Genomic DNA, 25886 nt, shown 5'->3' with positions numbered 1-25886 from the left:
CATAAGTTAACATAATAGAAAAATGAAGAATTAAACATAAAACCACGCAACGCCCATGATGTGTTCTGCTGCACAATTTAACAAGACGGGCGGAAAGGAGAGAAAAGCAGTTCTCAAGGAGGAATATGAGACAAGAAAAAGTAAAGAAGGAAATCACGCCGAGAATGTTGTCAGTTGATGAAACTGCCCGACATGGAAGGATATCGCTTTTCTTGGAGTGATATCAGAAGAGATTACTGAAGAACAAAGAAAAATAGATATGCTTCGAACACAATTCGAGGACGAAGACGATATACCATGAACATCAATATATTCCTTTCATACGCAACAAGAGTTGATATAACTATGTTTATAGAAAATAACTTTTTAATATTGACAAACACAAGTTAATGCTTATATTTATAGTGTTGAGAATATTTCGCAATCAAATCGAAAGGATTATGAAAAATGAAAAAGAACAAAGACACAAGCAATAAACCATTTCAGGTAATTATGGATGAACGAGCGCATCAAAACCTGAAAGAAAGAGCAAAACAATTAAATATGAGCAAGGGAGATTTCGTTCAGAATTTATATGCTTCATTAGAATATCGACTAGCGAGATACAGAGATAAAATAGGGTTCACAGCATCTGCCAGAAGTGATGAATTGGATGTTAAGTTGATAAAATTTATATTGTACAAAGATAAAATGGGATTAACACCGGAAGAAATTGAAATTAAATTAGATAAAATTAAAGGGGATTTTGAATATCTTAAGAATAGACCAGATATTACTATCGAAAACAATGAGTTCTAAAATTTTATAGTTTCATAGTTGCTTCTTTTGTATGTTGACATCATTTATATAGTCCGCCACAGGAGCTGTCGGAATAAGGCATAATAAGCCAGAGATTGTGACAACATAGAAGCAGAAAGGAAACACCGAGCGCAATCTCGTTAAACTACGCCCAGCGGAACTCGCTATTTCGACTGGGCAAATGAAAACAAAACACTACGATATAAAAATTATATCAGATTATGGTTCTCACGAGCAGGGAGATACCCTGGGTGAACTGTATTTTGACGACCTGCCCCAATCTATTCAAGAAAATATCATTGATTTGATTGCGTCAATAATAGAAAACAAGAACAATTCAAAAAAGGAGGTATCATGATTAAATCAGCAATATATGTTCGTTCCAGTAAGGACTTGCATAACGTATCCTGCGAAGCTCAGGAAAAAAAATTAAGAAAAACAGTCAGAGATAACGGCGAGGAAGTATATAATATATTTGTGGATAAGGCGTTATCATCAACTAGGGATGTCAGACCTCAGTTTGATGAAATGATAAGACTTGCCATGGGCAAAAACCCACCATTTACAAAAATTTACGCCTTAGATACTTCCAGATTTGGTAGAGACCACCATGAAATGCAAATGATTTTATATCAGTTAAGACGAAAACACGGGATTGATGTAATTTTTGACAACATGCCAAACACTGGAACCTATTTAGACCCTGCTTTCGAGGCAATTTTTCAAGCATTTGATTATATTCATTCACAACAGAGCAAAGCTAAAGGAGTTACCGGCATGAAACAAAATGTTATTAACGGGTATCGTGCCGGTGGGAGAGCGCCTTACGGATATAAATTAGAACATATAGAAATGGGAAAAAATAAGAATGGAGATATGATTAATAAAACAAAACTGGCTATTGACGATGAAACAGCACCTATTATTCAGGAATATCTTAAAAGACGCGTAAAATATGAGGACAGAAGGTCAATCCTCGAAGATTTTTATACTAGAGGAATAGCTTCCCCGACGGGAAATAGGATGTGGGCTATTGCCACCGCAAAGTCAATTGAGGATAATATCGATGTTTATCTTGGGCATACGGTCTTTAATAGACACAACGAACGGATTAAGGAACAGGGAAAGCCTAACGGATATTTGCACGGTGTGAAATTTAAGTCAAAAGACGAATGGATTATTACAAAAAATACTCATGAACCGATAATTACGGAAGAAATTGCTGATGCTATCTGTGATATGAAAAATAAAAGGGTCAGAGAAAGCAATGGAAGGGCAAAGCGTGTTTATCCGCTCTCTGGTGTAATTAAATGTTCAGAGTGTGGCACAAATTATGTTGGCGACGGAGGCGTTTATCGCTGTAATTCAAGGTCAAAACCTGGGATGAAATGCGACAACAATGATATTTCATCAAAAGCCGTAGAGGACGTTATATTTTCTTTTGCAAGTGAACAGATATTGAAATTTAAAAATGTAAAAGCTGTTATCGAGCAGGTCAAAAAACGTTTTCAGAATGGCAAATCGGATTTACGACCATTAGAAGAGGCTCTTACCAGAATTGAGAAGGAGCAACAGAGATTAACTGATTTATACAGAAAGGGGCTTGTTGAAGTTGAAGATATTGAAAAAGACATGATTTCAATCAAGGAACAAAAGAAGTCAATAATTGAAAAAATTCAAGAAGAGAAAGCCTCTCAAGGTGTATTTGATGTTTCTGACGATGAAATAAAAATAGTGATTGATAATCTTGGTCAAGAAATTAATAACGCCGACGCAAAAGTACAAAAAAAAGCATTTCAAGCACTATTCGAAGAGATTAGGATACATCAAAAAGAAGGGGAACCCTGGTCAAGAAAATTAGAACTAAAGACGGTTCATTTACCCATAACACGGGTAAACGTGGCGTCCCCAAGGGGATTTGAACCCCTGTCGCCGGCGTGAAAGGCCGGTGTCCTGGACCGGGCTAGACGATGGGGACATGATTAAATCAATTTATTGCTAACATTTACTCTAAACTTTTTATTTCAATAATTCAATCTAAATTTATGTTTAGTAGTAATGGTGGGCCGTGCGCGACTCGAACGCGCGACTCTCTGCTTAAAAGGCAGATACTCTACCGACTGAGTTAACGGCCCTTACAAAGAATCTTTCTCTATCATAAAATGTATGCTTGTCAATAAAAAAAACTGTATCTTCAAAACATCCTGATTAAAAATAAATAACTGAAAAATAATCTGTCATCTGCCAATGGCGGATAAGCCATGGACGGTAGCGAAGTCAGAACCATTGAACCTAAACAGTAAGCATATCACATTACTTTGCATCTGATACATTATGAACTTTTTTATTATATTTCTGCCTTTGGTGCAACAGGCAGGCCTAAAGATTCAGGCATTTGCCAATTTGGGCAGGTTTCTTTTCTTATCATAAAAGCTGAAAATAATTCTTTATACAGTCTTAAATCGGCAGGATTATATTTTATAGCTTTTTTATAAATTGATATTGAGGCTTTTCGCATATTTTCTTTTAAATAATATTTTGCAACTTTTCTGCAAGCATTGCTAAGCTTTTTATAAGCTATTTTTTTTGGTACAACATTTTTTCCGCCAAGAATATTATAGAATCTTTCCAGAACTAAAATTCGTGTTGGCTTAACTCCTACTTTAACGGAAAGATTATCATAATGCTCGCGTCTGATACCTCTGACATCAGGAACAAATATGAATTTTATTTTCAACGCCAGTCTCAAAAAGAAATCCGCATCTTCGTACGACTGTCTTAATTGTTCATCATATCTGCAATCGGAAAGAGCGGATCTTCTCATTACAGAAGATGATGTATGAACAAATCCTTCTTTAAAACAATCTATTACCAGATATCCTGATTTTTGAAAACCACCAGCGAAATCGCGTTTTTTCCTCCCGTCAGGAAGGATTATATCAAGTTCGCCATAAGCAAGACCGTATTCAGGGTTATTCTCTAAAGCAGCAGTCATCTTCTCAATAAAATCTTTGGGATATAGATCATCGTGATCAAGAAAAGCAATAAATTCACCATTTGCGCGCTCCAAACCGTAGTTCCTAGCTGCCGGAGTCCCGCCATTGTCTTTATAGAAGTATTTTATCCGCGAATCGCCGATTCGTTTGACGGCATTTGCCGTTTCATCGGTAGAGCCGTCATCTACAACTATTATTTCAAGATCTTTTTCTGTTTGATTTAATACGCTTTGAATGGTCTCACAAAGCATGTTGCATAAATTATATGTGGGAATTATGATAGAAACTTTAGCCATTAATGTTAACTTTTCAATTCTGCTTCAATAATAAACTGATAAACCGAACCCATAGGGCGGAGCTTCATTAAAAATTTTATCACAAGAGGTAAAGATTTCCACCCGTCTTTAAATTCGCTTTTCTTTAACTTAACTTTTTTGTAGCAGATATCTTTTATAGTTAAACCTGAATTTACAACGAGTTCTTTAGCTGATTCATATGTAAAGAAACGGATATGTGAATCATCCAATAAGCCTGTTTCGCGATAATGGAAACGATTCATCCAAAGATCTGCTAAAATTCCATTATAGCCTGCATTTGGTATGGATATAATGATCCTCCCGCCCGGATTAAGAAAAACGGCAGCTTTTTTTAAAACCTGCGATGGATACTTCAAATGCTCAAGGACATCCGCAAATAAAATATAATCAAATTTCTTCCCGTTATATTCTATTTCCCACTCATAATTTTCGATATCACCAAAAAGAGCGTTAACCGAGTATTGAGAGGCTAATTTTCCTGCTTTCGCATCTATCTCTACAATTGAAACCTCACATTTTAATTCTTCCGCCATAAATCGTGTCATATATCCTGTGGAGGCTCCGAATTCCAAAACTGACGAACCGGGAGATATTTTGTTTAAAAGCAGAGAAATTGTGGTTTTGTCTTTATTAAGAATTCGCTTCTTTGATTTCTCATAGGTGCGGTCGTATTTAAAATTAAGATTTTGCTCAGCCATAAAACCGCTTCCTAAGGTTTAAATTATTATAATAGTCCTAACACAACGGCCTTCTTCCGATCTGTCAGGATTTTAATCTTATATTGTATTTATATTGTGATTTTATTACATATGTAAACGAAAGATATATAGGAAGATTGTATAAGTGTGTCAATTAAATATTGATGAATTCAGAAAGTTTCATCATCAGACCAAGAGTTTTTAATCACCGGTCTTGGGTGGTGCCGGACAACTTGAACGCAAACTAAGAAGATGAACTTTATATGAAGCCGTCAAAATTTATTTGACAAGAATTGGATAGTAATATACTCAACTTATAATATTGTTGTTTCTTTTTTACCGCAACATCAGGCACATTCCCCGTGATTGCCGCGAGTTTAGCGGTCGGATAATGAAATGATGCGAATTTTCTTGTGCCATACGCATAACATCTTATGATTACAGAAAATACATCATATTAAATGCTTAAGCCTATTTGTGCGCTATGAAAACTTTTAATAACCCTTATTCGCCGTGCCTTTAAATTGTTTTTTTACGGTGGGAGGTGGGAGCTTTTCATACTGATAATGAAGGTGTCGGTTATCAAATTTTGGTCAGGCGATACCATGCTTAGGCATATGCTTGCTTTTGAAGAAGTCTTCAAGGCTTTTGTTTAACATAAAATTAAAGAAGGGAGGAATAAAAAATTGGAATTAATAGTATTATTAAAACAAGTGCCATCAACTGAATCCTTTGTGGGAATATCCGAAGACGGTAAATCGGTTAAGCTTGGTGATGCAAAACTGGTAGTAAACCCTTATGATGAATTTGCAGTGGAAGAAGCACTTAAATTAAAAGAGGCAAACGGCGGTACGGTGACAATAGTTTCGGTAGGATCGGATAAAGCGGTAGAAGCTATAAGAACAGGTCTTGCCATGGGCGCTGATAAAGGAATATTGGTTAATGATCCTGCTGCTGATAATTGTGACGGATTACAAACGGCCAGAATCCTTGCTGCTGTGATAAAGAGTATACCTCACGACCTTATTATTGCAGGCCAGAGGGCTGTTGATGATGATAATTATGTTGTAGGTTCAGCTGTTGCGGAGTTTTTAAATATACCGTCTATTACTATGGTTATAAAAGAAACTATAGCCGATGGGAAAATTGCTTGCGTAAAAACAGTAGAGGGCGGCACAGTTACAGTTGAAAGTTCGCTTCCCGCACTTATAACAACACAGCGCGGATTAAACGAACCCAGGTATGCATCTTTGCCGGGCATCATGAAGGCTAAGAAAAAACCTCTTGAAACCAAGAAACTTCAGGATATCGGACTCGATGCAGCCGGAATGGGAAGCCAAAAGACAAAAGTCATTTCTTATAAGTTGCCACCTGAAAGAAAAGGCGGAAAGATCATTGCCGGAGAAACCGATGCTGATAAAGTCAAAGCTCTGGTTAAGGCTTTGCAGGAAGAAGCAAAAGTAATCTGATCCGGTTAAAATATTCGCCGAAGAGGTTATAAACGTAAAACTATTTGAAATTATAGATATTTTTTTATTAAGGAGATGGATATGTCTTGTGGTGTACTTGCAATAACAGAACAGGTTGATGGTGTTTTCAGGAAAGTTACATACGAAGCACTGAGTGAGGGAAGGCGCATTGCTGATGGGTTGGGTTGCCCTCTTTCAGTAGCGGTTCTCGGTTCAGGGATAAAAAGCAATGCAGAAATGCTTGGGAAATATGGGGCTGAGAAAATATTTGTGGCTGATGATCCTGAACTTAAAGAATATATGGCTGATGCTTATACAAATGTCATTGCCGGAATTGCTGCTAAGGAAAAACCCTGCATGATTATATTGGGCGCATCTTTTCGGGGCAAAGAACTTGCTGCCAGGCTTGCTGCCAGGCTCGATGCTCCTATAGCTATGGATTGTATAGCTGTAAAGATCGAAGGAGGAAAGGTCATTGCAACTCGTCCTATTTATGGCGGGAAAATTCTTGCTGATGTTGCGCTTGAAGGAGAACCGCAGGTAGTGGCGATACGGCCGAATTTTATGCCGATTGCGGAATCTCAAAAGACAGGAACTGTTGAAGATGTTGCAATTGATAAAGGTAAAATATATCTTAAGTTTGTAGAAAAGAAACTTGAAACCGGAAAAGTAGAGTTAACCGAAGCTGATGTCATTGTTTCCGGAGGCAGGGGTATGGGTGGTTCTGACTTTTCAGTAGTAGAAAAGCTTGCTGATATACTTGGCGGGGCTGTCGGTGCTTCACGTTCTGCAGTTGATGAAGGATGGAGGCCTCATTCAGATCAGGTAGGTCAAACCGGAAAAGTCGTTTCGCCAAACCTTTACATAGCCTGTGGTATATCAGGTGCAATTCAGCATCTTGCCGGAATGTCAGCATCAAAGGTTATAGTAGCGGTCAATAAAGATCCTGAAGCTCCTATTTTTGCGAAAGCGGATTATGGTGTTGTGGGAAATTTGTTTGATATTGTGCCTTTGATTACGGAAGAAATTAAAAAGGCCAAGGGATTATAAAATTATCAAAAAATAATTTATATAATTATCCGGTTGTTTATGTATAAAAAGTCTTGCAAAAATGTGTTTTGCAGGACTTTTTATATAATGATTTATAAGTTTAATTATTAAGCGCTCAACGTATCGGTTTGCATATGCAAAGACATATAAAAAATATATATCTTGAAAGTCTTGGTTGTGCAAGAAACCTTGTTGACAGCGAACTGATGCTGGGCAGGCTTGCCGATGCAGGATTCAATATCGTTTCTGATCCTGCCAAAGCCAGGACAATTTTAATAAACACATGCAGTTTCATAGAAGCTGCGATAAGCGAATCGGTTGATACAATTCTTGAACTTGCTAAATATAAGCGTAACGGCAAATGCCGTAGAATAATAGTAACAGGATGTCTTCCCGAACGCTTCAGGGAAAAAATAATTAAAACTCTTCCCGAAGTCGACTTTTTCCTTGGAACCGGAGCTTACAGTAAAATCCTGCAGGCTGTTGAGGGAATCCCGATTGCATCCGGAATTCTTTTGCCTGATCCGGGGTTGACCACTTTGAGCTATAATGCTGAAACCAGAATCAGAACGGATCCTAATATTGCTTATTTGAAAATTTCTGAAGGATGCAGCAGACGTTGCACATATTGCATAATTCCTAAACTTCGCGGCAAACAACGCAGTCGTGAAATTGAAGATGTTGTTCTGGAAGCAAAATCGCTTATAGAATCCGGAGTAAAGGAGCTGATTCTTGTTGCTCAGGATACATCATATTATGGTAAGGATATGGGCAGTTCAGTTAGCCTTGCAAAGCTTATTGAAAGGATTTCCGGTCTGTCTGATGATATCTGGATAAGAATTCTATACGGCCATCCTGAAAGCATTGAAACCGATGCGATTAAAGCTATTGCCTGTACTCATAATGTATGTCCCTATTTTGATATCCCTATTCAGCATGTAAACAGTAAAATATTAAAAAGAATGGGGCGAAATTACAATCAGACAAAGCTGCTCAAACTATTTGATAAAATACGATCTTATGATTCAGATGCTGTTTTGCGCACAACCGTCATTACCGGTTTTCCCGGTGAAACGGATAAGGATTTTGCCGAGCTTTTATCTTTTATAGAAACGGTAAAGTTTGATCATCTTGGTACTTTTATATATTCCGATTCAAAAGATATCGCTTCTCATAACCTGTCAGAAAAAGTTCGTAAAAATGTTGCCAAAAAAAGGTATGACAGAATCATGTCCAGCCAGATGGAAATATCCTATCACAAGAACAGGCGTCATATTGGTAAAGTGTTTGATGTATTGGTGGAAGGCTTTCCCGAAGAAAAGCTGTATATAGGGCGTACGAAATATCAGGCCCCCGATGTAGATGGCATCACTTACATAAGCGGGGAATTGAAAACAGGCTCATTAGTCAGAACAAAAATTACGGATGCCCTTGAATATGATCTTATTGGAGAACCTGCATGAAAGATTTAAAGCAAGAACTTCTTTCAATTGTCGGAAAAGATCTTGCCGAGATTGAAGTCGCGCTTACGGATAATTTGACCCCTTATCTGGACATAGTTTCTGATGTTGCCAAACATATTCTTTTTGCCGGCGGGAAAAGGCTAAGGCCGCTTCTTATGGTTCTTTCAGCAAGAATCTGTAATTATAAAGGTGGCTATGACAAGGTTTTTTCAACAATTTTCGAATATCTTCATGCCGCTACATTGCTGCATGACGATGTTATTGACGGAGCTGAATTAAGAAGAGGAAAACCCGTTGCTAATTCAATATGGAAGAACTCCACGGTTGTTTTAACCGGTGATTTTCTGCTGGCACGCGGCCTTTCCATTGCCGCTGCCACGGAAAAGCCCAGTGTCATAAAAATAGTTGCCGAAATCACCGAGAATATGTCCCAGGGGGAAATAGAGCAGCTTTTAAGAAAGGGTGATATTAATCTTACGGAGGAAGAATACAGAAAGATAATATGGCGCAAGACAGCTGTATTATTTCAGGGCGCATGCAGAATCAGCGCCCGTTTGGCAAATGCATCAAAGCGTGAAGAAAAGGCTGTATCCAATTATGGTTATAATCTCGGAATGGCTTTTCAGATGGCTGATGATCTTCTCGATTATACACTTGATACTAAAGTTATCGGAAAAGGAGTCGGAGCTGATTTAAAAGAGGGAAAAGTAACTCTTCCTGTTATTCATGCTCTAAAAGAAGCGGATTCAAAAGATCGCTTAAAGATGGAAAGAATAATAAAAAATAATAAATTTTCTGTACGTAATTTTAATTCATTGATAAAGTTGCTTGAAAAATATGAGGGGATTTCATACACAGAAAAATGTGCAAAGGATCATATTAAGGAGGCAAAAGAATCGCTTTTAGTTTTCGAACCTTCAGAAACAAGAAATATACTGGAATATATCGCTGATTATACACTTTTAAGAAAATCCTGAATACTTTTTCTTTGCTTCCCGGAAATCAAAGTTTTTATGTTTAAAACCGCAATGACTTGCCGATCATAAGCGTATGCAAATAAATATTCCGAATATTATAACAATTATAAGGATCTTGCTGGTCCCCCTTTTTATTATTTTTCTGATCAGAGATTATTATGTTTCAGCGCTCGTTGTTTTTGCTTTGGCGGGGTTGAGCGACGGGCTGGATGGATTTATTGCACGATATTTCAATCAGCGTACAGTGCTTGGGGCGTATCTCGACCCTATTGCAGATAAACTACTTATAATATCTGCATACGTGAGTCTTGCTGTTATTAAGATAATTCCGCCCTGGATTGCAGTTATTGTGACAACCCGTGATGTTATTATATTGCTTGGGATAGCAGTTTTTTCAATAACTGGCATATCCATTGAGATTAAGCCCAGTCTTGTGAGCAAATGCACAACGGTTGCGCAACTTGGAACCGTTGTGTTTATTCTGTTTAATCCGACAGTATCAGATGCTTCATTAATCAAATATTGTATATACTGGCTTACGGCAGGGTTATCAATTGTTTCAGGCTTTCACTATATTTATAAAGGTATGAATATTCTCCAGAACATTTCGCCAAACAATCAGAAGATATAAAAACGTTAATAATAAAAAATTTTTGTTATCTTATGGATCAATCAAAATGGTTTTATCCGATTATTGTTTTTATGCTTTCAGTTATGGCGCTGGCCACTTCGCTTTTTTTATACATATACTGGTATATCAGAGTCAGCTCCGGTCTTAAGACGATAGTAACAAAGTTTAACATTGAACCATCGGTTGTTCTGGAATCGTATACCTGGGTTGTTATTTTAGTCTTATCCGTTCTCGTAGGAATTATACTGCTCGGGATATTTACGATTTTTATGTATAATCTGAAAACATACCAGCTGTATAGAATTCAGCAAAATTTTGTAAACAATTTTACGCATGAGCTTAAAACGCCGGTAACTTCCTTAAAACTTTTTCTTGAAACTCTTTCTAAACATCAGCTTTCCAGATCCGAACAAGTAAAGTGTATTAATTATATGATACAGGATGTTGTGAGACTTTCCGATAATATAGGGCGCATACTTGATCTGGCAGGAATTGAGAGTAATAGTTACCGGGGAGATTTTATCGAAACGGATCTGGTTGAAGCTGTTAAGTCTTTTTGTAAAACAAATTACCATCTTTTCCCGGAATGCATAATAACTGTTCATAATATATCAGGTAAACCATACGTTTATCCGGTTAATACTTATCTTTTTGAAATGTTTCTAATGAATCTGTTAACAAATGCGGTTAAATACAATGATTCAAAAGTGCCGACAATAGATATTTCTTTCGATTTGCAAAATTATAATTTACATATAAGAGTTGAGGATAACGGAATCGGAATTGAAAAAAGCCAGACAAAGAAAATATTCGGGAAATTCTATCAGGTAGGACAATATAAAGATATGACAGCCAAGGGCAGCGGCCTTGGTCTGTATCTTGTCCGGAACATAGCCCGCATACATAATGGAAAAGTAGTTGCCGAAAGCAAAGGCATAGGAAAAGGCTCTGTTTTCACACTTAAATTACCGTATAAAACCGGATAAATTTTATTTAAATTATGATGTATAAAAAAAATAAACGAATCCTTATAGTTGAGGATGACACTCATATAGCGGAAGGTCTTAAACTTAATCTTTGTCTGCAAGGCTATGATGTGGCGATAGCCAAAGACGGAGTATCCGGTCTGCATATATGGAAAGAGTGGAGACCAAATCTTGTAGTTCTTGATATAATGCTTCCCGGAATTGACGGATTGTCGGTTCTTCAAAACATTCGCCTTGAGGATGAGCGGGTACCTATATTGATTGTGTCGGCAAAATCGGAAGCCAATGATAAGATTAAGGGGCTTTCCTGCGGCGTTGACGATTATCTGTCAAAACCCTTCAATCTTGAAGAGTTTCTTTTAAGAGTTGAACGCTTGCTTGTAAGAGCTTCATGGATATCAAGCGAAGAAAAAACAATAAAGGCAACAGGCGGTTTGCAGTCTGCTATATATAAAATCGGTGACAATACAATCGACTTTGAGAAATCCATGGCTATATGCAGAATCGGAAAAGTATCATTAACAGAACAGGAAATTAAACTGTTGAAACTTTTTATTACAAACAGAGGAAAGGCTCTTTCGCGCAGAAAGATACTTGAAATCGGATGGGGATATACAGGCAGTATTACTACAAGAACTGTGGATAACTTTGTGGCAAGATTCAGGAAGTATTTTGAAGACGATTCAAGAAAGCCTAAATATTTCAAAAGTATCAGGCTTGTAGGTTACGTTTTTGAAAATGATATATAGCAGCTTTTTCAGAAATTTTCATCTGCTGTCCAACTCTTTTCTCACTGCAACACCGATCTTTTCAAGTGTGTAAGGTTTCTGGATATAGCTTCCTGCGCCAAGTTCCTGGAGTGCTCTAACCCTGTCGGATTCGGAAAAACCGCTCGTAATTATAGCTTTCTGACCCGGATGAATTTCTATTATGCGTTTATAGGTTTCCATGCCATCCATTCCCCCCGGCATGATCATATCAAGTACTATAAGATCGGCTTTGTTTGTTTTCATATATTCAACCGCTTCCTCCCCACTTTTGACCGTATTCACATTATATCCCAGTTTAGCAAGCATATTTGAAGCAATATGAAGTTGTTCCGGCATATCATCAACTATAAGCACACGATCTGTTCCAAGATATTCTTCAAGGCCGATTCTGCGCGAATCTGTTTCCCTGCTTTCACGAGTAGCAGGCAGATACATAACGATTTTTGTTCCCACTCCCTCCGTGCTCTGTACATCTATATATCCATCATAGTCCTTGATGGTAGCCCATATTACCGTCATTCCCAGCCCTGATCCGCTACGTCTCATCGTTTTCTTGCTGTAAAAAGGCTCAAAAATTTTTTCAAGGTCCTCACCGGCTATTCCTACTCCTTCATCGGCAACGCTAACGCAAACATATTCTCCGGCGGGAATTTTTTCATAGAGGTCCAAAGAAGTATCAAGATAACGATTGTATGAAGACAGACGTAAATATCCGCCAGCCGGCATCGCTTCAGCGGCGTTGTTAAGCATGTTCATGATGGCTTTGGAAAGGTGTATTCTTGAACCCTTTATATTCATCAGGTCCGGAGCAAGATCGGTTTCTAAAATAACATCGGGATGAAATTGTTTGGCAGCACTGTATTCAGGAGAAGTAATATACTCAAAAATAACATCGTTTATGCTGATCAGTTCGCTGACTTTAACTCCCCGGCGTGCGAGCGTCAGAAGATCCTGCACTATTGCCGCAGCCCTTTGTCCGGATTTCTGTATAATTGCGATTTTATGACGCATTGGACTATCTTCAGGAAGTTCCAGTAAAAGCAGATCGGGATAAGTTACCAGTCCTGCCAATATATTATTCAGATCATGGGCTACTCCTGCAGCCAGATTACCTATGGTTTCCATCTTTTTTGCATGGAGCAACCTTTCTTCAAGCTTTTTCTGCTCGGTAATGTCCCTTATGATCCCCTGAGTCCCAATGAATTCGGCTGCGCAAGGAGTCGCATTCTGATAGATCCCCTCGGCTGAAACGCTGAAATATCCTATCACTTCATTGTTCATACCCTCTTTATGAGGTAACAGAAGGCGGATTTCCAATCCGTAAGTAGCTCTTTTGCCTGTGCGTTTCTCGTTGAGTCTATATTTTCCTTTATTCAGGTCATTTGGTGCGACAAGATTAAATATGGGTTGTCCGATCAATTTTTCAGGTGAATTTACATATCTTGAGATAGACGGACTTAAGAACGTTATTTTGCCTTCGGAATCAAGCCGGAAAATTATATCCGGAACGGCTTTGATTATGGAGTTTAATTCTTTTTCACTGGATTTGAGCAAGTAAAGTGCGTTTTCAGTCATCTTCCTGGCAAACTGCTGCTTTTTCCATTCCTTGATGATTGTAAGAATTGCATAGTTTAATATGACCAGAACTGCAGGCAATAAGGGAGAAAACAGACAGCCATATTCACGGAAGATCAGACCGGTTCCGATCCAGACCCCGGCAATAGCTGCGCAGGCAGCTGCTGCGCTAGTTAAAATTCCCATCCTGACAATAGTCAGGCATATCAAAACCGCCAGAATAAGCCCCAAAAATGCTTCCCACAACAAAAATTCCCTGGGACGAACAACCGATTGCCTTGCTATAATATTCTCCAGGATTTGTGCATGCAGGTCCATATGTGAGTATACAGGGCTGCCATGTGTCTGATATGTTTGATCCAGACCTGAAGCCGAAGATCCGACAAGAACTATTTTATCCTTGAATTTTTCAGGCAAGACAGTTCCGGACAGAATATCTCCGGCTGAAACCCGCGGGAGAGATCCGGTTCCACTGAAAATTACAATCATATTTGCCTGCCTGTCTACAGGAATGGATATTCCTCCGACAATGATATTCAGGAAGCCGCCTTTATTCTGAATGATATTTATCCGGTCTGAGTTCTTCCATTGCATCAGACTTGCCAGTGCAAGAGAAGGAAAAAGCCGGTTTTCGAACCGGATTAATAAAGGAACTCTTCTTAAGATTCCATCAGAATCGGGTGTGGCATTAAGAAATCCTGAATATTTAACAGCATTGGAAAAGAGTCCAAGATTGCAGGCAACTCCATTTGCGTTGAAAAAGCCGGTCAGAGGCTTTTCCCCCTCTTTCCCGTCCGGACTATTCATTCTGACGATTTTAAGAGGATGCAGCCCGCACTCAGTACCAGTTGTATTAGCACTGTTTTTAAAAAGAAACTCGTAGCCGAGAACATACGGTCCCTTGGAAAGGGTATCTGCAAGGATCCGGTCATAGTTAAAAATCCCGGCCGGAATCTTTGATGTGTTAATCTGATATCCAAGTTCACTACCGGTGGATGATTGCCAGTTAATAGGTGAAGTTCCATCCGGTTCAGCCAGGATCATGTCCAAAGCTATGCTCAAAGCCCCCGTTTCAGCTATTTTTTGCAAAAGCTGTGAAAGCCGGTACCGGGGCCATGGCCATTGACCGTATTTTTTCAGGCTTTTTTCGTCAATATCTACAATTAATAGTGCATCGGATGCAGATGCTTTTTTCGAAAAAGCCATGATGGTATCTGTTGATCTGTTGTTGATGAATCTTATAAAGCGGGGTTGAATCAGGTAGGCTGCAATAAAAAACAAACTTAAGACAAGGCCTGTAATAAGAATCGTTCTGCTAAGCCCAATTGACCGGTTATTTGAATCATATCCCTTAATATTGTAAGCCACTACCTTACTATAACCTCTACCCTGCGGTTTCCGGGTTCGCTTACATTGTCTTCGGTTTTTATCAACGGGTTTTCTTTTCCGTGAGAAGTTGTGTTAATATTGTTTGCTTCCACGCCCTGATCGATAAGCAGATCTTTTACGGAATCGGCCCTTTTTCTTGAAAGGGCCATATTGTAATCCTTGCTTCCGAGGGTATCGGTATGTCCCACCACTGTGATATCTGTTGAGTTACGTTCCTGTATGCTTTTGATTATATCAGGGATGAGTTTGTTTGAATCCGGTGTAAGAAGAGTATCTTTTTTAAAATATAAAATAAAGTGAAAAGGTTGTTTCGGTTGAATGGAGAGGGCTTCTGAAAACAGCGTATCAATGGTTTTTTGTTCCAGTTTTATGGGAGGAGCAGGGATTTTGTTTGAATCAGTGATGGTTGTTGCATGGTTGGGAGAGTCGATTGAAACACTTCCTGCCTGATTTGAGACGGTAACGATTCCGGTCTTTCCATCGGTATCAGGGACCAGAACAACCATATCCATCTTTTTAACACAACCGCTTAGATGAAAAACCAGGGCCAAAAGAAGCGCAATACATAACCGATAATACATATTCCTCGTCCTCCTTGAAGAAATCATTGCATTAGTCGTTCGTAATCGTTTAAAAGAACGGCAGCGAAGCAGAAGTTGCTACCCCCCTAATCCGTATTATCTACCCTGACCAGAAAATGTGTTCCTCTTATTCCGACAGTAGCATGGGGCATCTCGAAATGAACCATATCGGGCGCGAGTTTGGCAATCTGCCCGGACAAAAAAGATGCAGTTCCTTGAAAAAATCTGGCTATAAAAGAGAGCTTTTTTTCACTGGGCTGAAAAATAAAGTTCTCAATTACAATCCTGCTGTTTGATCCCATAGATATGATAGTGTCATCATCAAAAATAAGACCGACTTTACCATCTTTTCCAGTCGAAACGAGATCGCCGTTTTTAAGCTTCATGTTCGGTTCTGCCTTAATGGTTTTGTCAGTCCTGACAATAACAACATCACCGGCAAGTGTTTTCACTATACCAATTTGGCCGGAACTTGCAGCCTCACATACCGGACTGAATGCAGAAACAAAAGATGAGAACAAAACGATCAAAAAAAGTGCTTTCATACGCTGTTCCTTTTGATTTCCGGTAAAATATTTTATAGTACCTTCAAGCACAGGGCAATGATTGCTTTAATGTTAACGCTTTGTTATTTAATAGAGAAAGTATAAACAGAACAAACTTGTGTGTCAAGGAAATTTCGGCTGTGAAATATTCGTGGGAACAATACCTGCAACTTTATTCAGATGGAAGCCAGATACAAAAATTCTTTTATCGAAGCCGAATTAATTTACTGGAAATAACAACTTAATATCCATTGATAATATTAAACAGACTGTTTCGGCTTCATTGATTAAAATAATAAGTTTTTTAAGGCATAAAATCACTTTTAATGCGATCATCAACTTTGAGTTTGTTCAAACTCCAGCTGTAGGGACCGTATTAAATCTTTTACAGAAACTATTTCATTTATTCTGTATGCATTGGCGCCGGCAAAGGCAAAGCCGCTTTTAAATTTCCCCTTTTTGGCTCCTGCAAGTGCCAATGCAATACAATAAGGGCTGTTTTCAATATCGCATGTTTTGATACAATGGTAGGGGCATCTGAAAGGTTTTTTAATGCCGTTTTCTACATCATCTAAAAATTTGTTATGAAGGGCACGGCCTGGAAGTCCAACAGGACTGTTGATTATTATCAGATCTTCTTCTTTTGCGTCCAGGTATGCTTTTTTAAATTCAAAGGCAGCATCGCACTCAAATGTTGCTACAAACCGGGTTCCCATTTGGACACCGGCAGCACCCAGATTTAGCATTTTACGGATATCCTCACCAGTATAAATGCCGCCTGCTGCTATCACCGGAATAATTGTATCATGTTTAACTGCTATATCACTAACAGTGTCAATTACTTCTTTGACCAATTTTTCGAGTGTAAATTCAGGATCATTTATCTGTTCTTTTTTAAATCCCAGATGGCCTCCGGCTTTAGGTCCTTCCACAACAAAGGCATCGGGAAGACGATTGTATTTTGATAGCCATTTCTGGCATAAAATCTTGGCAGCGCGTGCAGAAGAAACAATCGGCACAAGTTTTGTTTTTGCACCTTCAACGAGGTATCCGGGAAGATCCAGGGGAAGGCCTGCGCCTGAAATAATTATATCAACTGCTTCTTCCACGGATGCTTTAACAAGTTCGGCATAGTGGGTTAATGCCACCATAATATTAACGCCGATTATCCCTTTGGTCATTGTTCTTGCTTTTCTTATCTCCCGTTTAAGCGCTCTGATGTTGGCTGCTACCGGGTTAGCAGAAACGTCCGGCTCATCAATACCTATCATGGCAGTAGCAATTATTCCGATTCCTCCTTCATTAGCCACAGCAGAAGCAAGACCGGACATGGAAATACCAACTCCCATGCCCCCTTGTATTATCGGAACACTGCTTACAAGATCACCAATTTTCAGTGAAGTAAAACTCATATTAAATAAAAACTCCTTAGCGATTTATTATTATAGACACTTATATAAAGCCACTTTTGCATGATAGGTGCTAAAGTTTAACAACATTCTTGTATCAGACTTAAATTCATCCAAAATTTCACGTCCCATATATTAAGCTCTAAACTGTGCGCTTTTTTGGGAATGCTTTAAATGTTTGGACAAACTGGCATTATCCTAAATTTAACCATATTTATATAGGGAAATAAAGGTTGAGTTGCAAAACATTTCAACTATTTTACAATAGTTTTACAATTGAGAAATTTATAAAAATTGTATCAAGACAGATTTATTTAAATGCCTCCTTTGGGGGATTGAAATAACCGTGTTTCAAAAGCGGGAAGTCTTTTTTTATCTGAGAAAGCATTTTCCTCATTCCAACCGGAGCGTTTATAGAGATAAATTCAGACATAATTTTCCAGTACTTTAACGGATCAAAATTTAAATTTCTCCATTGTATGAAATTAACCGGGTGCTTTTTTAAAAAATCATAAAGAGCGGCTATCTCTTCCGGTGAATCGGTAAAGCCTGGACAATTAAGATAATTTATTGATACAAACTTATTTTTTTCAAGAGCCATATCTATGCTTTTAATTACATCCGAAAAGGAATATCCATTGGGGCGGAAATATGTATCATAACAGTTTTCTCTGACGCTGTTCATACTTATCCTGACACTATCTAAACCGGCATCAAAAAGATTTGTCAGAATTTTAGGCATGCTTGCGTTTGTATTCATATTTATGGTTCCGTCCTGTGTGCTTTTGCGTATCAGTCTTATTGCCGGTTCAATGACATGAGCTGCAAGCAAAGGGTCGCCTTCACAACCCTGTCCAAAACTTACAACACTTCTCTTAACTTTATTTATGTGTTCTGCAGCAATCTCTGAAATTTCTTCAGGTGTTGGAGTGAAAGAAATTCTATCCTGGCTGTTTTTGATATCACTGTTATTCTGAAGCGACAAGCAGCCAATGCAACGTGCGTTGCAACTAGTTGAACTTGGAAGGGGGGCTTCAAATCTTCTTAAAAAAAAGTTTTTAGCAGCAGGACATCCATATGTTAATGCGCAATTTTCAAGATGCATCCTTAACCTGTTATGCGGCATTTTAGATTTCATGCGCAAAATACCTGCTAATATTTTTTCATGCGGCATCAACCGTAAATCCTGCCTTCTTTCATTGTCAACCAGGATTACTGCCGTTCTGAAGCGGCCGTTGTGCCAACCAACTGCTCCATATGAAAATAAAGGCAGAGGTTTTGCACCTTTATTTTCCTTGTAGGCGCTTACATGTGAAATAACATAGCCAGGGGAATTAAAAACTGCCACAGGGAATATAGGTTCTCCGGGAGCGTATGGATTTTGTTTTACAGTTTCAAATTTTACTGTTTTAATGTTGAACAAGACAGGGTATCTGTCCGGCAAAAACATAATTTCACCGCCATAAGGCAGGTCGACAGTATTTTCTTTTGACAGTAAAGTGAAAGATGATGCAGACATCCCGACAGCGGCATATCCTTCAATTTCGAATATTTCACCCTTTTTGTCGGCAACAACAGCTGTTAAATAATTATTTTTTTTCTTTAGTATATTGATGCTCATGCCGAATACTATACACAAATAGTTTTCTGCCTGTAAAGAACAAGATTTGTTAAATGCATTATAAAAAAATATTAAATAGGTTTTACCGGTATTTATTATATAAAAGTTTATGCCGTGATGCTTTGCCGGTAATATTTCACAAAGTAACGAGTTGACATTTTTTATATATACATATAATAATAACAAGTAAATTTAATTATAATCTTTGTTTTAAACAGCAGGAAACATCAAGTTCTCATTCTAATTATAATGTTTTAATCATACAGGTGAGCTTATGAGAATTAAACTTCTTATTGCAGTTTCTTTTATTGTAGTTCTTGCTTTTGGTATAAATGCTTTTGGAGGCAGTGGAACCCGAAAGGATACTTTTACTTTTTCCGCTCCTGTGTATGAAGTGGAAGATCTTATTGCTGAATTGCAAAATGGCGGCAATATAGTACTTGTCTCCGGAAAGATAAGAAATTTAAGTCATCATTCTGTAAGAGGATATGTAATAATATATTTAAAAAATGATAAAGACAAAGTAGTTCGCTCAATAGAAGCCGATGTTAATGATAAAGCGTATATTAATCATGGAAAAACAGGAGGATTTGAAACTTCTGTTAACATTGGCAATATTCCTGATATCCAGAATGTTGTGGTAGAATTTATAGGCAAGTGAGAATAGTTAAACTGCCTGTATAAATAATCAGTGCATGTAAGAACTATACATGATGGCTGAAAGTGATATTTCGGCCAAATCTGATAAAAATAATTTCAAGATTTGTTTGGCAAAAGCATGAGAAACCCGTTTTGCTTAGCTTGCCAATCTAAAATTCCTCCAATCGGTTTGCCAAAGTTATATAACCGGGTATTTTTTTATAAGTTTCTTTAGAGATTTTTCTCCCTTTAATCCATACGAATAAACATTCGGTATGTATCTTTTTTCCTGTCATGTTTCGGATTCACACTTTGAGTATTCATTGGCAAGGATTTCAAGAAAACCGCTTATTCCACTTCCGTATAACAAGCTGCCGGTGTTGTATCTGCTAAATTCAGCCTGGCCTATAACTTTTAGCTATTTTAGAATAAAGGTTTTTATTGTAAGGTTATACAGTGCATGTTAATTAGAATGTGTTAGAGACAAAATGACCGATTCATGAATTGTTGATTATAATATATTTTCAAGCTTATATACCACTAAATAACTTTTATTAAGTTTTCTTAATACTACTTCCATTTTTATTGGAGTTTTTAATTGAAATCTAAAATGATTAAGGAGTTAAATTCTATGAAGTACAATTTCAGGCCTTGCGGCATGCCGCTATTGATCGGAAGTCTTCCTGTTGATGACCACCGTACGGCCATTAATATTGTTCTTGAACATACACCGGAAATACCTTTGTGGGTTCAGCTTCCTTGTCATAAGAATGAGGGAATGATATCCCAGTTTTTACCCGGGCTACCGGGTTTAACCGAAGAAGACGATAAAATTTTCATTAATACATCGGGAAGACATTTTGATGATAACCTGGTTGAATTCTATGAGGAATATATTTCTGTTATTGAAGGTAAAAAAGAGTTTGATGATTCAAGATTTGCTTTAAGTCCTGATGTTGCTAAAGGGTTTTTTGTTTTTATAGAGAAAATCATGGGACTTTCTGTAAAACCTGTAGCTGTAAAAGGCCAGATAACAGGTCCGTTAACACTGGCAACAAGTGTTAAAGATCAGGATGGCAAGGCTGTTTACTACAATGAGGATATGAGAGATGCAGTGGTAAAATTGGTTGCAATGAAAGCAAGATGGCAGGTTCGTCAGCTTGCAAAACTTGGTGTTCCCGTAATTATCTTCTTTGATGAACCTTCCTTTGCCGGGTTGGGATCATCGGCATTTATAGGTATTTCAATGCAGGAGATTGAAGGATTCTTAGAAGAAGTAATTGATGCTGTTCATCAGGAAGGTGCTTTGGCCGGAATACATGTATGTTCAAATGCCGACTGGTCTGTTCTGTTTGAATCTTCCGTCGACATAATAAGCTTTGATGCTTATTCATATTTTGATAAATTCATTCTTTATTCAGACCTTCTGAAAGATTATATTAATTCGGGGCGCCTGATAGCATGGGGCATAGTGCCGACATCGCAGGCCGAAGATATTGAAAAAGCAAGTGCTGAGTCGCTGGCTGAAAACTGGAAAAACAAAGTCGGTAAGCTTGAATCTTTGGGGTTTAAATTATCGGATATTCTGGCTCAATCTTTTATTACTCCAAGTTGCGGTACCGGTTCTTTAAGTCTTGACAATACAGCAAAAGTGCTTAATTTAGCAAAGCATGTTTCACAAATATTAAGAAAAGAAATATCTATAAAATTGTAAAAAGCATAAACCTTATGTGTGGTTTTTAAAACCCTTGAATTTTATCTTTTTACAAGGCTGTTATAATTTATTGAAAAGGATAAAAAATGATTAGTGATAAAAAAACTTTTTCAGGTGCGAAAAGCTATGTTTTAGATGAGGAGCTTGCCAAGATAGTTAATATATCTATGGCGCTTGAAATGCCTCTGCTTTTAAAAGGTGAACCTGGTACAGGTAAAACTATGCTTGCCCATGCTATCGCAGATACTCTCGGCATGCCTCTTATTACACTTAATGTGAAGTCCAGTATGAAGCTGATTGATGCCCTGTACCAATATGATACTCTTACACGCTTAAATGACAGCCGCTTTGGTGATTCAAAAAAAGATGTAAGCAATATTGAAGAATATATTAAAATGGGAAAAATCGGTCAGGCGTTTACAGCTGATCAGAGAACAATTTTGCTGATAGATGAGATAGATAAGGCGGACACTGATTTTCAGGACGATATGCTTGATGTTCTCGACCAGATGGAATTTGATATTATTGAAATCGATAAGACTATAAGCACTAAACACCGTCCCGTTATTATTATAACCTCAAATGCCAAGAAAGATCTTTCGGATCCGTTCCTTGGGCGGTGTAACTTCCACCATATAGCTTTTCCTGATCCCAAAATGATGAGAAAAATTATTAAAGTGCATTTTACTGATATTGACTCTGATCTTATGGAAAATACTGTAAATGTTTTTTACAGGCTTCGTGAATTGGAAAGTATTGAAAAACGACCAGCCACGAGAGAGCTAATAAATTGGATAAGGGCTTTAAAGTCTGATCCTGATTTTAAGCCAAAAGATCTTGTGAAAGGCGATATTCCATATCTTGGCATCCTGTTTAAAAAAAGCCCGGATTATGCAAGAGCAATCAATACGGTAAGCCGCAGAAGAATTATTTAAACAGGAATTTATCATGTTCATTGAATTTTTCTATAAATTGAAAGAGGTTGGTATTCCTGTAAGTCCGACATCCTTTCTAACGCTTCATAAGGCGTTAAGCAGGGGACTTGTGACTTCTTTGGATGATTTCTATACGACTTCCCGTGCAACTCTTGTGAAAAGTGAAAGATATTTCGACCTTTTTGATCAGGTTTTTGCCTATCATTTCGAAGGGGCTGAATTGCCTGATCTTACAGGGGTTGAGCTTGATGAGCTGGCAAGATCAATGCTCGAAGAATGGCTCAAGAATCCCAAGACTCTTGCTTCGGCTCTGGGTATTGATGAATCGGAGATATCGAAACTGACACCTGAGCAGCTGATCGAATATTTCAAGGAACGCCTTAAGGAACAGACTGAACGTCATGAAGGAGGAAGTAAGTGGATTGGAACAGGCGGAACTTCTCCTGTAGGGCATTCAGGACATCATCCGGGTGGTATGCGTGTAGGAGGAGTTTCCAGAAACAAGTCGGCTGTTAAGGTTGCCATGGAAAGAAGATATAAGGATTATTCTTTAAGTGGTCCGCTTTCTCAGGCAATGATTGGAGAGGCGCTTAAACGCTTAAGGCATATGATTCCTTCAGGGCCTAAAGACAGAGTGAATGTAGATAAAACAATTTATCAGACTATGAAAAATGCCGGCGAGATTGAGATTGTTTTCGACAGGATTCTGAAAGATAGGTTAAAAATCATTATAGCCATAGATAACGGCGGCTGGTCTATGGAGCCTTATGTGAATATAGTGCAGACTCTGTTTGATTATGCAAGGGCACAGTTTAAGGATATAAAAACATATTTTTTTCATAATACTATTTATGATACGATCTGGCTGGATACATCAAGATACAAAAGGCCTAAAAAAATTGATGAATTTGCAAAACTTGATTCTGAGACAAGATTGATTATTGTAGGGGATGCCAGTATGGCTCCATATGAGCTGATGGCCCGAAACGGCTCAATCCATATCGAAGAAAGAAGCGGGAAAGCAAGCATTGAGTGCCTTAAATTTCTTGCAAAAAATTTTCGTCATTCCATATGGCTCAATCCTATCCCGGCACACATGTGGGACTATACACAAACAATTTATGCTATAGGCAGTATTATTCCTATGTTTGAACTTTCCATTGACGGCTTGGAGAAAGCCGTAGCACATCTTATGGCAAAGTAGAAATATTGTTCGCATAGCCAAGGCCATCGGCTTTATCCTGACCTTTATATTAAACCGGTGAGTATTATTTTGGAGATATATTTATGGATATCAGACAGAAGATATGGCTGGAAAAAGACGGCCATGTTGTATTCGGCAAGGGGCGGGAAGAGTTGCTCCGGGCTATTGATGAATGCAAAAGCCTGAGTGCGGCAGTAAAAAAGGTAGGTATCTCATACCGGGGCGCCTGGGGACGGTTGAAAGCTTCGGAAGAACGCTTAAATATCAAACTTGTTGAGCCCTATGGTAAAGGGATGTGTCTCACAGCCAAAGGAAAAGCGCTTCTTGAAGAATATGATCAGATGGTAAAGGATATGGATTCAGTTCTTAACAAGTCAATTGCACGATTCAGGCAGATCGCGGAAAGTAAATAGAATACTTTTTTTGTAGTATAACAAACACAATCTATGGTAGTAATATGGATGGATTTAATGAACGGCTTCGTTATAAGTCTAACTGCTTATAACGAAGCCGTTCTGTTTTTAAAAAATGTAACAAACTTAATTGTAGAATTTAGCTTTAGTTTTTAAAAGGCGATTCTATCATTTCAAACGGGTCATAATGATGGCCGCGGCCCACTCTCAATGAACCCCATATTTCACCAATTGTTGCGTATTCCTTGCAGGCTTCCGTCATGGTTGGAACAAGATTGACGTTACCTTGCTTGTCTTCTGCAACAAGTTTCTGCAATAATTCTTTAACTGCATTGTTATTTCTCTTCTTTTTAATATCTCTTACTCTTTGCACCTGTTCTGCGGTGGAAGCTTTTGATACCTGATGAATGGGAACCTTAAATTCTTTTTCCGGAGGAAGCACCATATCGTTGATGCCTATTAATGTCATGTCTCCGCTTTCTATATCTTTCTGGCGTTTTAAAGCAACTTCGTCTATCATCGCTCTTATCCATCCGTCTTTGACGCCTTCTTCCAGGCCTCCCTTGTCAAGTATCTTCTGTAGAAGTTCCCATGATCTCTTTTCCACTTCGTTTGTCAGCCAATCAACATTAGTAAGACCCGGCAAGAGGATCAACTACATTGGGAATACCTGTTTCATAAGCAAGGATGTTTTGTGTGCACATCCCAAGCCATGTTGATTCTTCGGTAGGCAAACACAAAGGTTCGTCGTACAGAACCGGATCAATGGCGTTACATCCGCCGAGAGCTGCCGACATAAGCTGGTAAGCAACACGGGATATGTTGTTAAGAGGCTGCTGGGCTATAGCAGTAAGTCCAGATACACGGGCTGCAATGTAAAATTCTTGGAATGATATCTCTCCCTTGCAATTCTTGTCCAGATTCTTCTGGATGCCCTGAATTTGGCGATCTCTTCAAAAAAATCCATCCAGATAGTAAAAGTAAAAGGGACTCTGTTTGCAAATTCGTCAAAATTCAATCCGCGTTCAACAAGCTTGTCGGCAAAAGCAATAGTGGAAGCAAATCCCAAAGCTATTTCCATAACCCCGGGTGTTCCTTCTTCTGAGACATTATGTGCGCTTGTATGAAATGTTGCATAATTTTCAAATTTGCTCCATGATTAGCTCATGGAAAAAGATAGAATATCAAAACGATTTAAAATCCTTGAGCCAATACTCAATGAACGGTTACGCAGGCATTTTGCGGCAGCCGAAGCAATGTCAATTGGCCGCGGTGGGATAACACTCGTTGCCGAAGCCACAGGTGTCTCACGCAGAGCAATAACAGAGGGCTGCAAAGAGATAAAAAATATTGGCAAAGAAGCTTTTGAGTCAAAAATTATCCGTAAAAAAGGAGCCGGAAGAAAGAGAGCCGTTGAAAATCAGCCGTTGCTGCTAAAGGAACTTGAAAAGCTAATTGAGCCATATACGCGCGGGGATCCGGAATCACCTTTACGATGGACCTGTAAAAGTGTTCGAAAACTCTCGAAGGAATTAATAAAAAGGGGATTTGAGGCCAGTCACAATTTGGTAGCAGTACTTCTAAAGGACGCGGGCTACAGTCTTCAATCCAATCAAAAAAGTTTGGAGGGCAGTAGCCATCCGGACAGGAATCGTCAGTTCGAGCATATTAACACTAAGGTCATAGAATTTCAGAAGGATGGACAC

23 protein-coding genes, 2 tRNA genes and 2 pseudogenes are annotated in these 25886 nt (G+C 38.4%); 16 read left to right on the top strand and 11 right to left on the bottom strand.

Features of this window, described 5'->3' with window-relative positions; all coding sequences use genetic code 11:
* Positions 1–447: 447 nt before the first annotated feature.
* The 3 genes from VXK47_RS15705 to VXK47_RS15695 all read left to right on the top strand — a co-directional run bounded on the left by VXK47_RS15705 (position 448) and on the right by VXK47_RS15695 (position 2739).
* A complete protein-coding gene (locus VXK47_RS15705; protein ID WP_435549729.1) occupies positions 448–798 on the top strand; it encodes a hypothetical protein in 351 nt (116 codons plus the stop codon).
* 181 nt (positions 799–979) lie between these two features.
* Positions 980–1156 carry a hypothetical protein gene (locus tag VXK47_RS15700; RefSeq protein ID WP_435549728.1) on the top strand — a complete coding sequence of 59 codons (177 nt, stop codon included), beginning with the start codon at positions 980–982 and terminating at the stop codon, positions 1154–1156.
* Entirely contained in the window at positions 1153–2739 is a 1587-nt protein-coding gene (locus VXK47_RS15695; RefSeq protein ID WP_435549754.1) for a recombinase family protein, read from the top strand. The genes VXK47_RS15700 and VXK47_RS15695 overlap by 4 nt, the downstream gene beginning before the upstream one ends.
* On the opposite strand, the gene VXK47_RS15690 is transcribed toward VXK47_RS15695, so the two are convergent.
* From VXK47_RS15690 to VXK47_RS15675, 4 genes are all read right to left on the bottom strand, one after another.
* Positions 2699–2776: transfer RNA gene (locus VXK47_RS15690), tRNA-Glu, on the bottom strand. The two genes, VXK47_RS15695 and VXK47_RS15690, sit on opposite strands and share 41 nt — an antisense overlap.
* Positions 2777–2857: 81 nt before the next feature.
* Positions 2858–2933 (bottom strand) — tRNA-Lys (locus tag VXK47_RS15685).
* Between the two features lie 212 nt (positions 2934–3145).
* Positions 3146–4090 (bottom strand): glycosyltransferase family 2 protein, encoded by a 945-nt coding sequence (locus VXK47_RS15680; RefSeq protein ID WP_435549727.1) that lies wholly within the window; start codon positions 4088–4090, stop codon positions 3146–3148.
* Positions 4091–4095: 5 nt separating this feature from the next.
* Positions 4096–4809 carry a class I SAM-dependent methyltransferase gene (locus tag VXK47_RS15675; RefSeq protein WP_435549726.1) on the bottom strand — a complete coding sequence of 238 codons (714 nt, stop codon included), beginning with the start codon at positions 4807–4809 and terminating at the stop codon, positions 4096–4098.
* A 686-nt stretch (positions 4810–5495) separates the two neighbouring features.
* On the opposite strand from VXK47_RS15675, the gene VXK47_RS15670 reads away from it, so the two are divergent.
* From VXK47_RS15670 to VXK47_RS15640, 7 genes are all read left to right on the top strand, one after another.
* The gene (locus tag VXK47_RS15670) at positions 5496–6278 is read left to right on the top strand and encodes an electron transfer flavoprotein subunit beta/FixA family protein (RefSeq protein ID WP_435549725.1); all 783 of its coding nucleotides are present in this window, start codon (positions 5496–5498) and stop codon (positions 6276–6278) included.
* Between the two features lie 81 nt (positions 6279–6359).
* Positions 6360–7328 carry an electron transfer flavoprotein subunit alpha/FixB family protein gene (locus VXK47_RS15665; RefSeq protein ID WP_435549724.1) on the top strand — a complete coding sequence of 323 codons (969 nt, stop codon included), beginning with the start codon at positions 6360–6362 and terminating at the stop codon, positions 7326–7328.
* A gap of 134 nt (positions 7329–7462) precedes the next feature.
* Complete coding sequence (gene rimO, locus VXK47_RS15660) at positions 7463–8791, top strand: 30S ribosomal protein S12 methylthiotransferase RimO (protein WP_435549723.1); 1329 nt, start codon at positions 7463–7465, stop codon at positions 8789–8791.
* On the top strand, positions 8788–9768 hold the full coding sequence (locus VXK47_RS15655) for a polyprenyl synthetase family protein (RefSeq protein WP_435549722.1): 981 nt from the start codon (positions 8788–8790) through the stop codon (positions 9766–9768). Before rimO ends, VXK47_RS15655 begins: the two co-directional genes overlap by 4 nt.
* Positions 9769–9841: 73 nt before the next feature.
* Positions 9842–10399 carry a CDP-alcohol phosphatidyltransferase family protein gene (locus VXK47_RS15650; RefSeq protein WP_435549721.1) on the top strand — a complete coding sequence of 186 codons (558 nt, stop codon included), beginning with the start codon at positions 9842–9844 and terminating at the stop codon, positions 10397–10399.
* 32 nt (positions 10400–10431) lie between these two features.
* A complete protein-coding gene (locus VXK47_RS15645) occupies positions 10432–11385 on the top strand; it encodes a sensor histidine kinase (RefSeq protein WP_435549720.1) in 954 nt (317 codons plus the stop codon).
* A 14-nt stretch (positions 11386–11399) separates the two neighbouring features.
* Complete coding sequence (locus VXK47_RS15640; protein ID WP_435549719.1) at positions 11400–12134, top strand: response regulator transcription factor; 735 nt, start codon at positions 11400–11402, stop codon at positions 12132–12134.
* Positions 12135–12152: 18 nt separating this feature from the next.
* On the opposite strand, the gene VXK47_RS15635 is transcribed toward VXK47_RS15640, so the two are convergent.
* The 5 genes from VXK47_RS15635 to VXK47_RS15615 form a co-directional block, all read right to left on the bottom strand.
* On the bottom strand, positions 12153–15098 hold the full coding sequence (locus VXK47_RS15635) for a CHASE2 domain-containing protein (protein WP_435549718.1): 2946 nt from the start codon (positions 15096–15098) through the stop codon (positions 12153–12155).
* A complete protein-coding gene (locus VXK47_RS15630) occupies positions 15098–15700 on the bottom strand; it encodes an OmpA family protein (protein WP_435549717.1) in 603 nt (200 codons plus the stop codon). The genes VXK47_RS15635 and VXK47_RS15630 overlap by 1 nt, the downstream gene beginning before the upstream one ends.
* An 86-nt stretch (positions 15701–15786) precedes the next feature.
* A complete protein-coding gene (locus VXK47_RS15625; protein ID WP_435549716.1) occupies positions 15787–16245 on the bottom strand; it encodes a FecR family protein in 459 nt (152 codons plus the stop codon).
* Between the two features lie 335 nt (positions 16246–16580).
* Positions 16581–17657, bottom strand: coding sequence for an NAD(P)H-dependent flavin oxidoreductase (locus tag VXK47_RS15620; RefSeq protein ID WP_435549715.1), 1077 nt, complete (start codon positions 17655–17657; stop codon positions 16581–16583).
* A gap of 307 nt (positions 17658–17964) precedes the next feature.
* Positions 17965–19293 carry a radical SAM protein gene (locus VXK47_RS15615; protein WP_435549714.1) on the bottom strand — a complete coding sequence of 443 codons (1329 nt, stop codon included), beginning with the start codon at positions 19291–19293 and terminating at the stop codon, positions 17965–17967.
* A gap of 256 nt (positions 19294–19549) precedes the next feature.
* Between VXK47_RS15615 and VXK47_RS15610 the strand changes: the two genes are divergently transcribed.
* From VXK47_RS15610 to VXK47_RS15590, 5 genes are all read left to right on the top strand, one after another.
* Positions 19550–19936 carry a hypothetical protein gene (locus VXK47_RS15610; RefSeq protein ID WP_435549713.1) on the top strand — a complete coding sequence of 129 codons (387 nt, stop codon included), beginning with the start codon at positions 19550–19552 and terminating at the stop codon, positions 19934–19936.
* Positions 19937–20545: 609 nt separating this feature from the next.
* Entirely contained in the window at positions 20546–21628 is a 1083-nt protein-coding gene (locus VXK47_RS15605; protein ID WP_435549712.1) for a hypothetical protein, read from the top strand.
* An 86-nt stretch (positions 21629–21714) separates the two neighbouring features.
* The gene (locus VXK47_RS15600; protein WP_435549711.1) at positions 21715–22563 is read left to right on the top strand and encodes an AAA family ATPase; all 849 of its coding nucleotides are present in this window, start codon (positions 21715–21717) and stop codon (positions 22561–22563) included.
* A gap of 13 nt (positions 22564–22576) precedes the next feature.
* On the top strand, positions 22577–23767 hold the full coding sequence (locus tag VXK47_RS15595; protein ID WP_435549710.1) for a vWA domain-containing protein: 1191 nt from the start codon (positions 22577–22579) through the stop codon (positions 23765–23767).
* Positions 23768–23850: 83 nt separating this feature from the next.
* A complete protein-coding gene (locus tag VXK47_RS15590; protein ID WP_435549709.1) occupies positions 23851–24180 on the top strand; it encodes a winged helix-turn-helix domain-containing protein in 330 nt (109 codons plus the stop codon).
* Between the two features lie 145 nt (positions 24181–24325).
* On the opposite strand, the gene VXK47_RS15585 is transcribed toward VXK47_RS15590, so the two are convergent.
* Positions 24326–24826, bottom strand: coding sequence for a methylmalonyl-CoA mutase family protein (locus tag VXK47_RS15585; protein WP_435549708.1), 501 nt, complete (start codon positions 24824–24826; stop codon positions 24326–24328).
* Positions 24810–25267: pseudogene (locus tag VXK47_RS15580) on the bottom strand (methylmalonyl-CoA mutase family protein); the annotation flags it as partial. The gene VXK47_RS15585 and the pseudogene VXK47_RS15580, both read right to left, overlap by 17 nt.
* A 79-nt stretch (positions 25268–25346) precedes the next feature.
* Between VXK47_RS15580 and VXK47_RS15575 the strand changes: the two are divergent.
* Positions 25347–25886: pseudogene (locus tag VXK47_RS15575) on the top strand (ISAzo13-like element ISDssp3 family transposase); the annotation flags it as partial.

Origin of the sequence: Desulfobacterium sp. N47 (genome assembly GCF_051233685.1) — a bacterium.
Taxonomy (GTDB): Bacteria; Desulfobacterota; Desulfobacteria; order Desulfobacterales; family RPRI01; genus RPRI01.
This window is presented reverse-complemented; position numbering and strand designations above follow the sequence as displayed.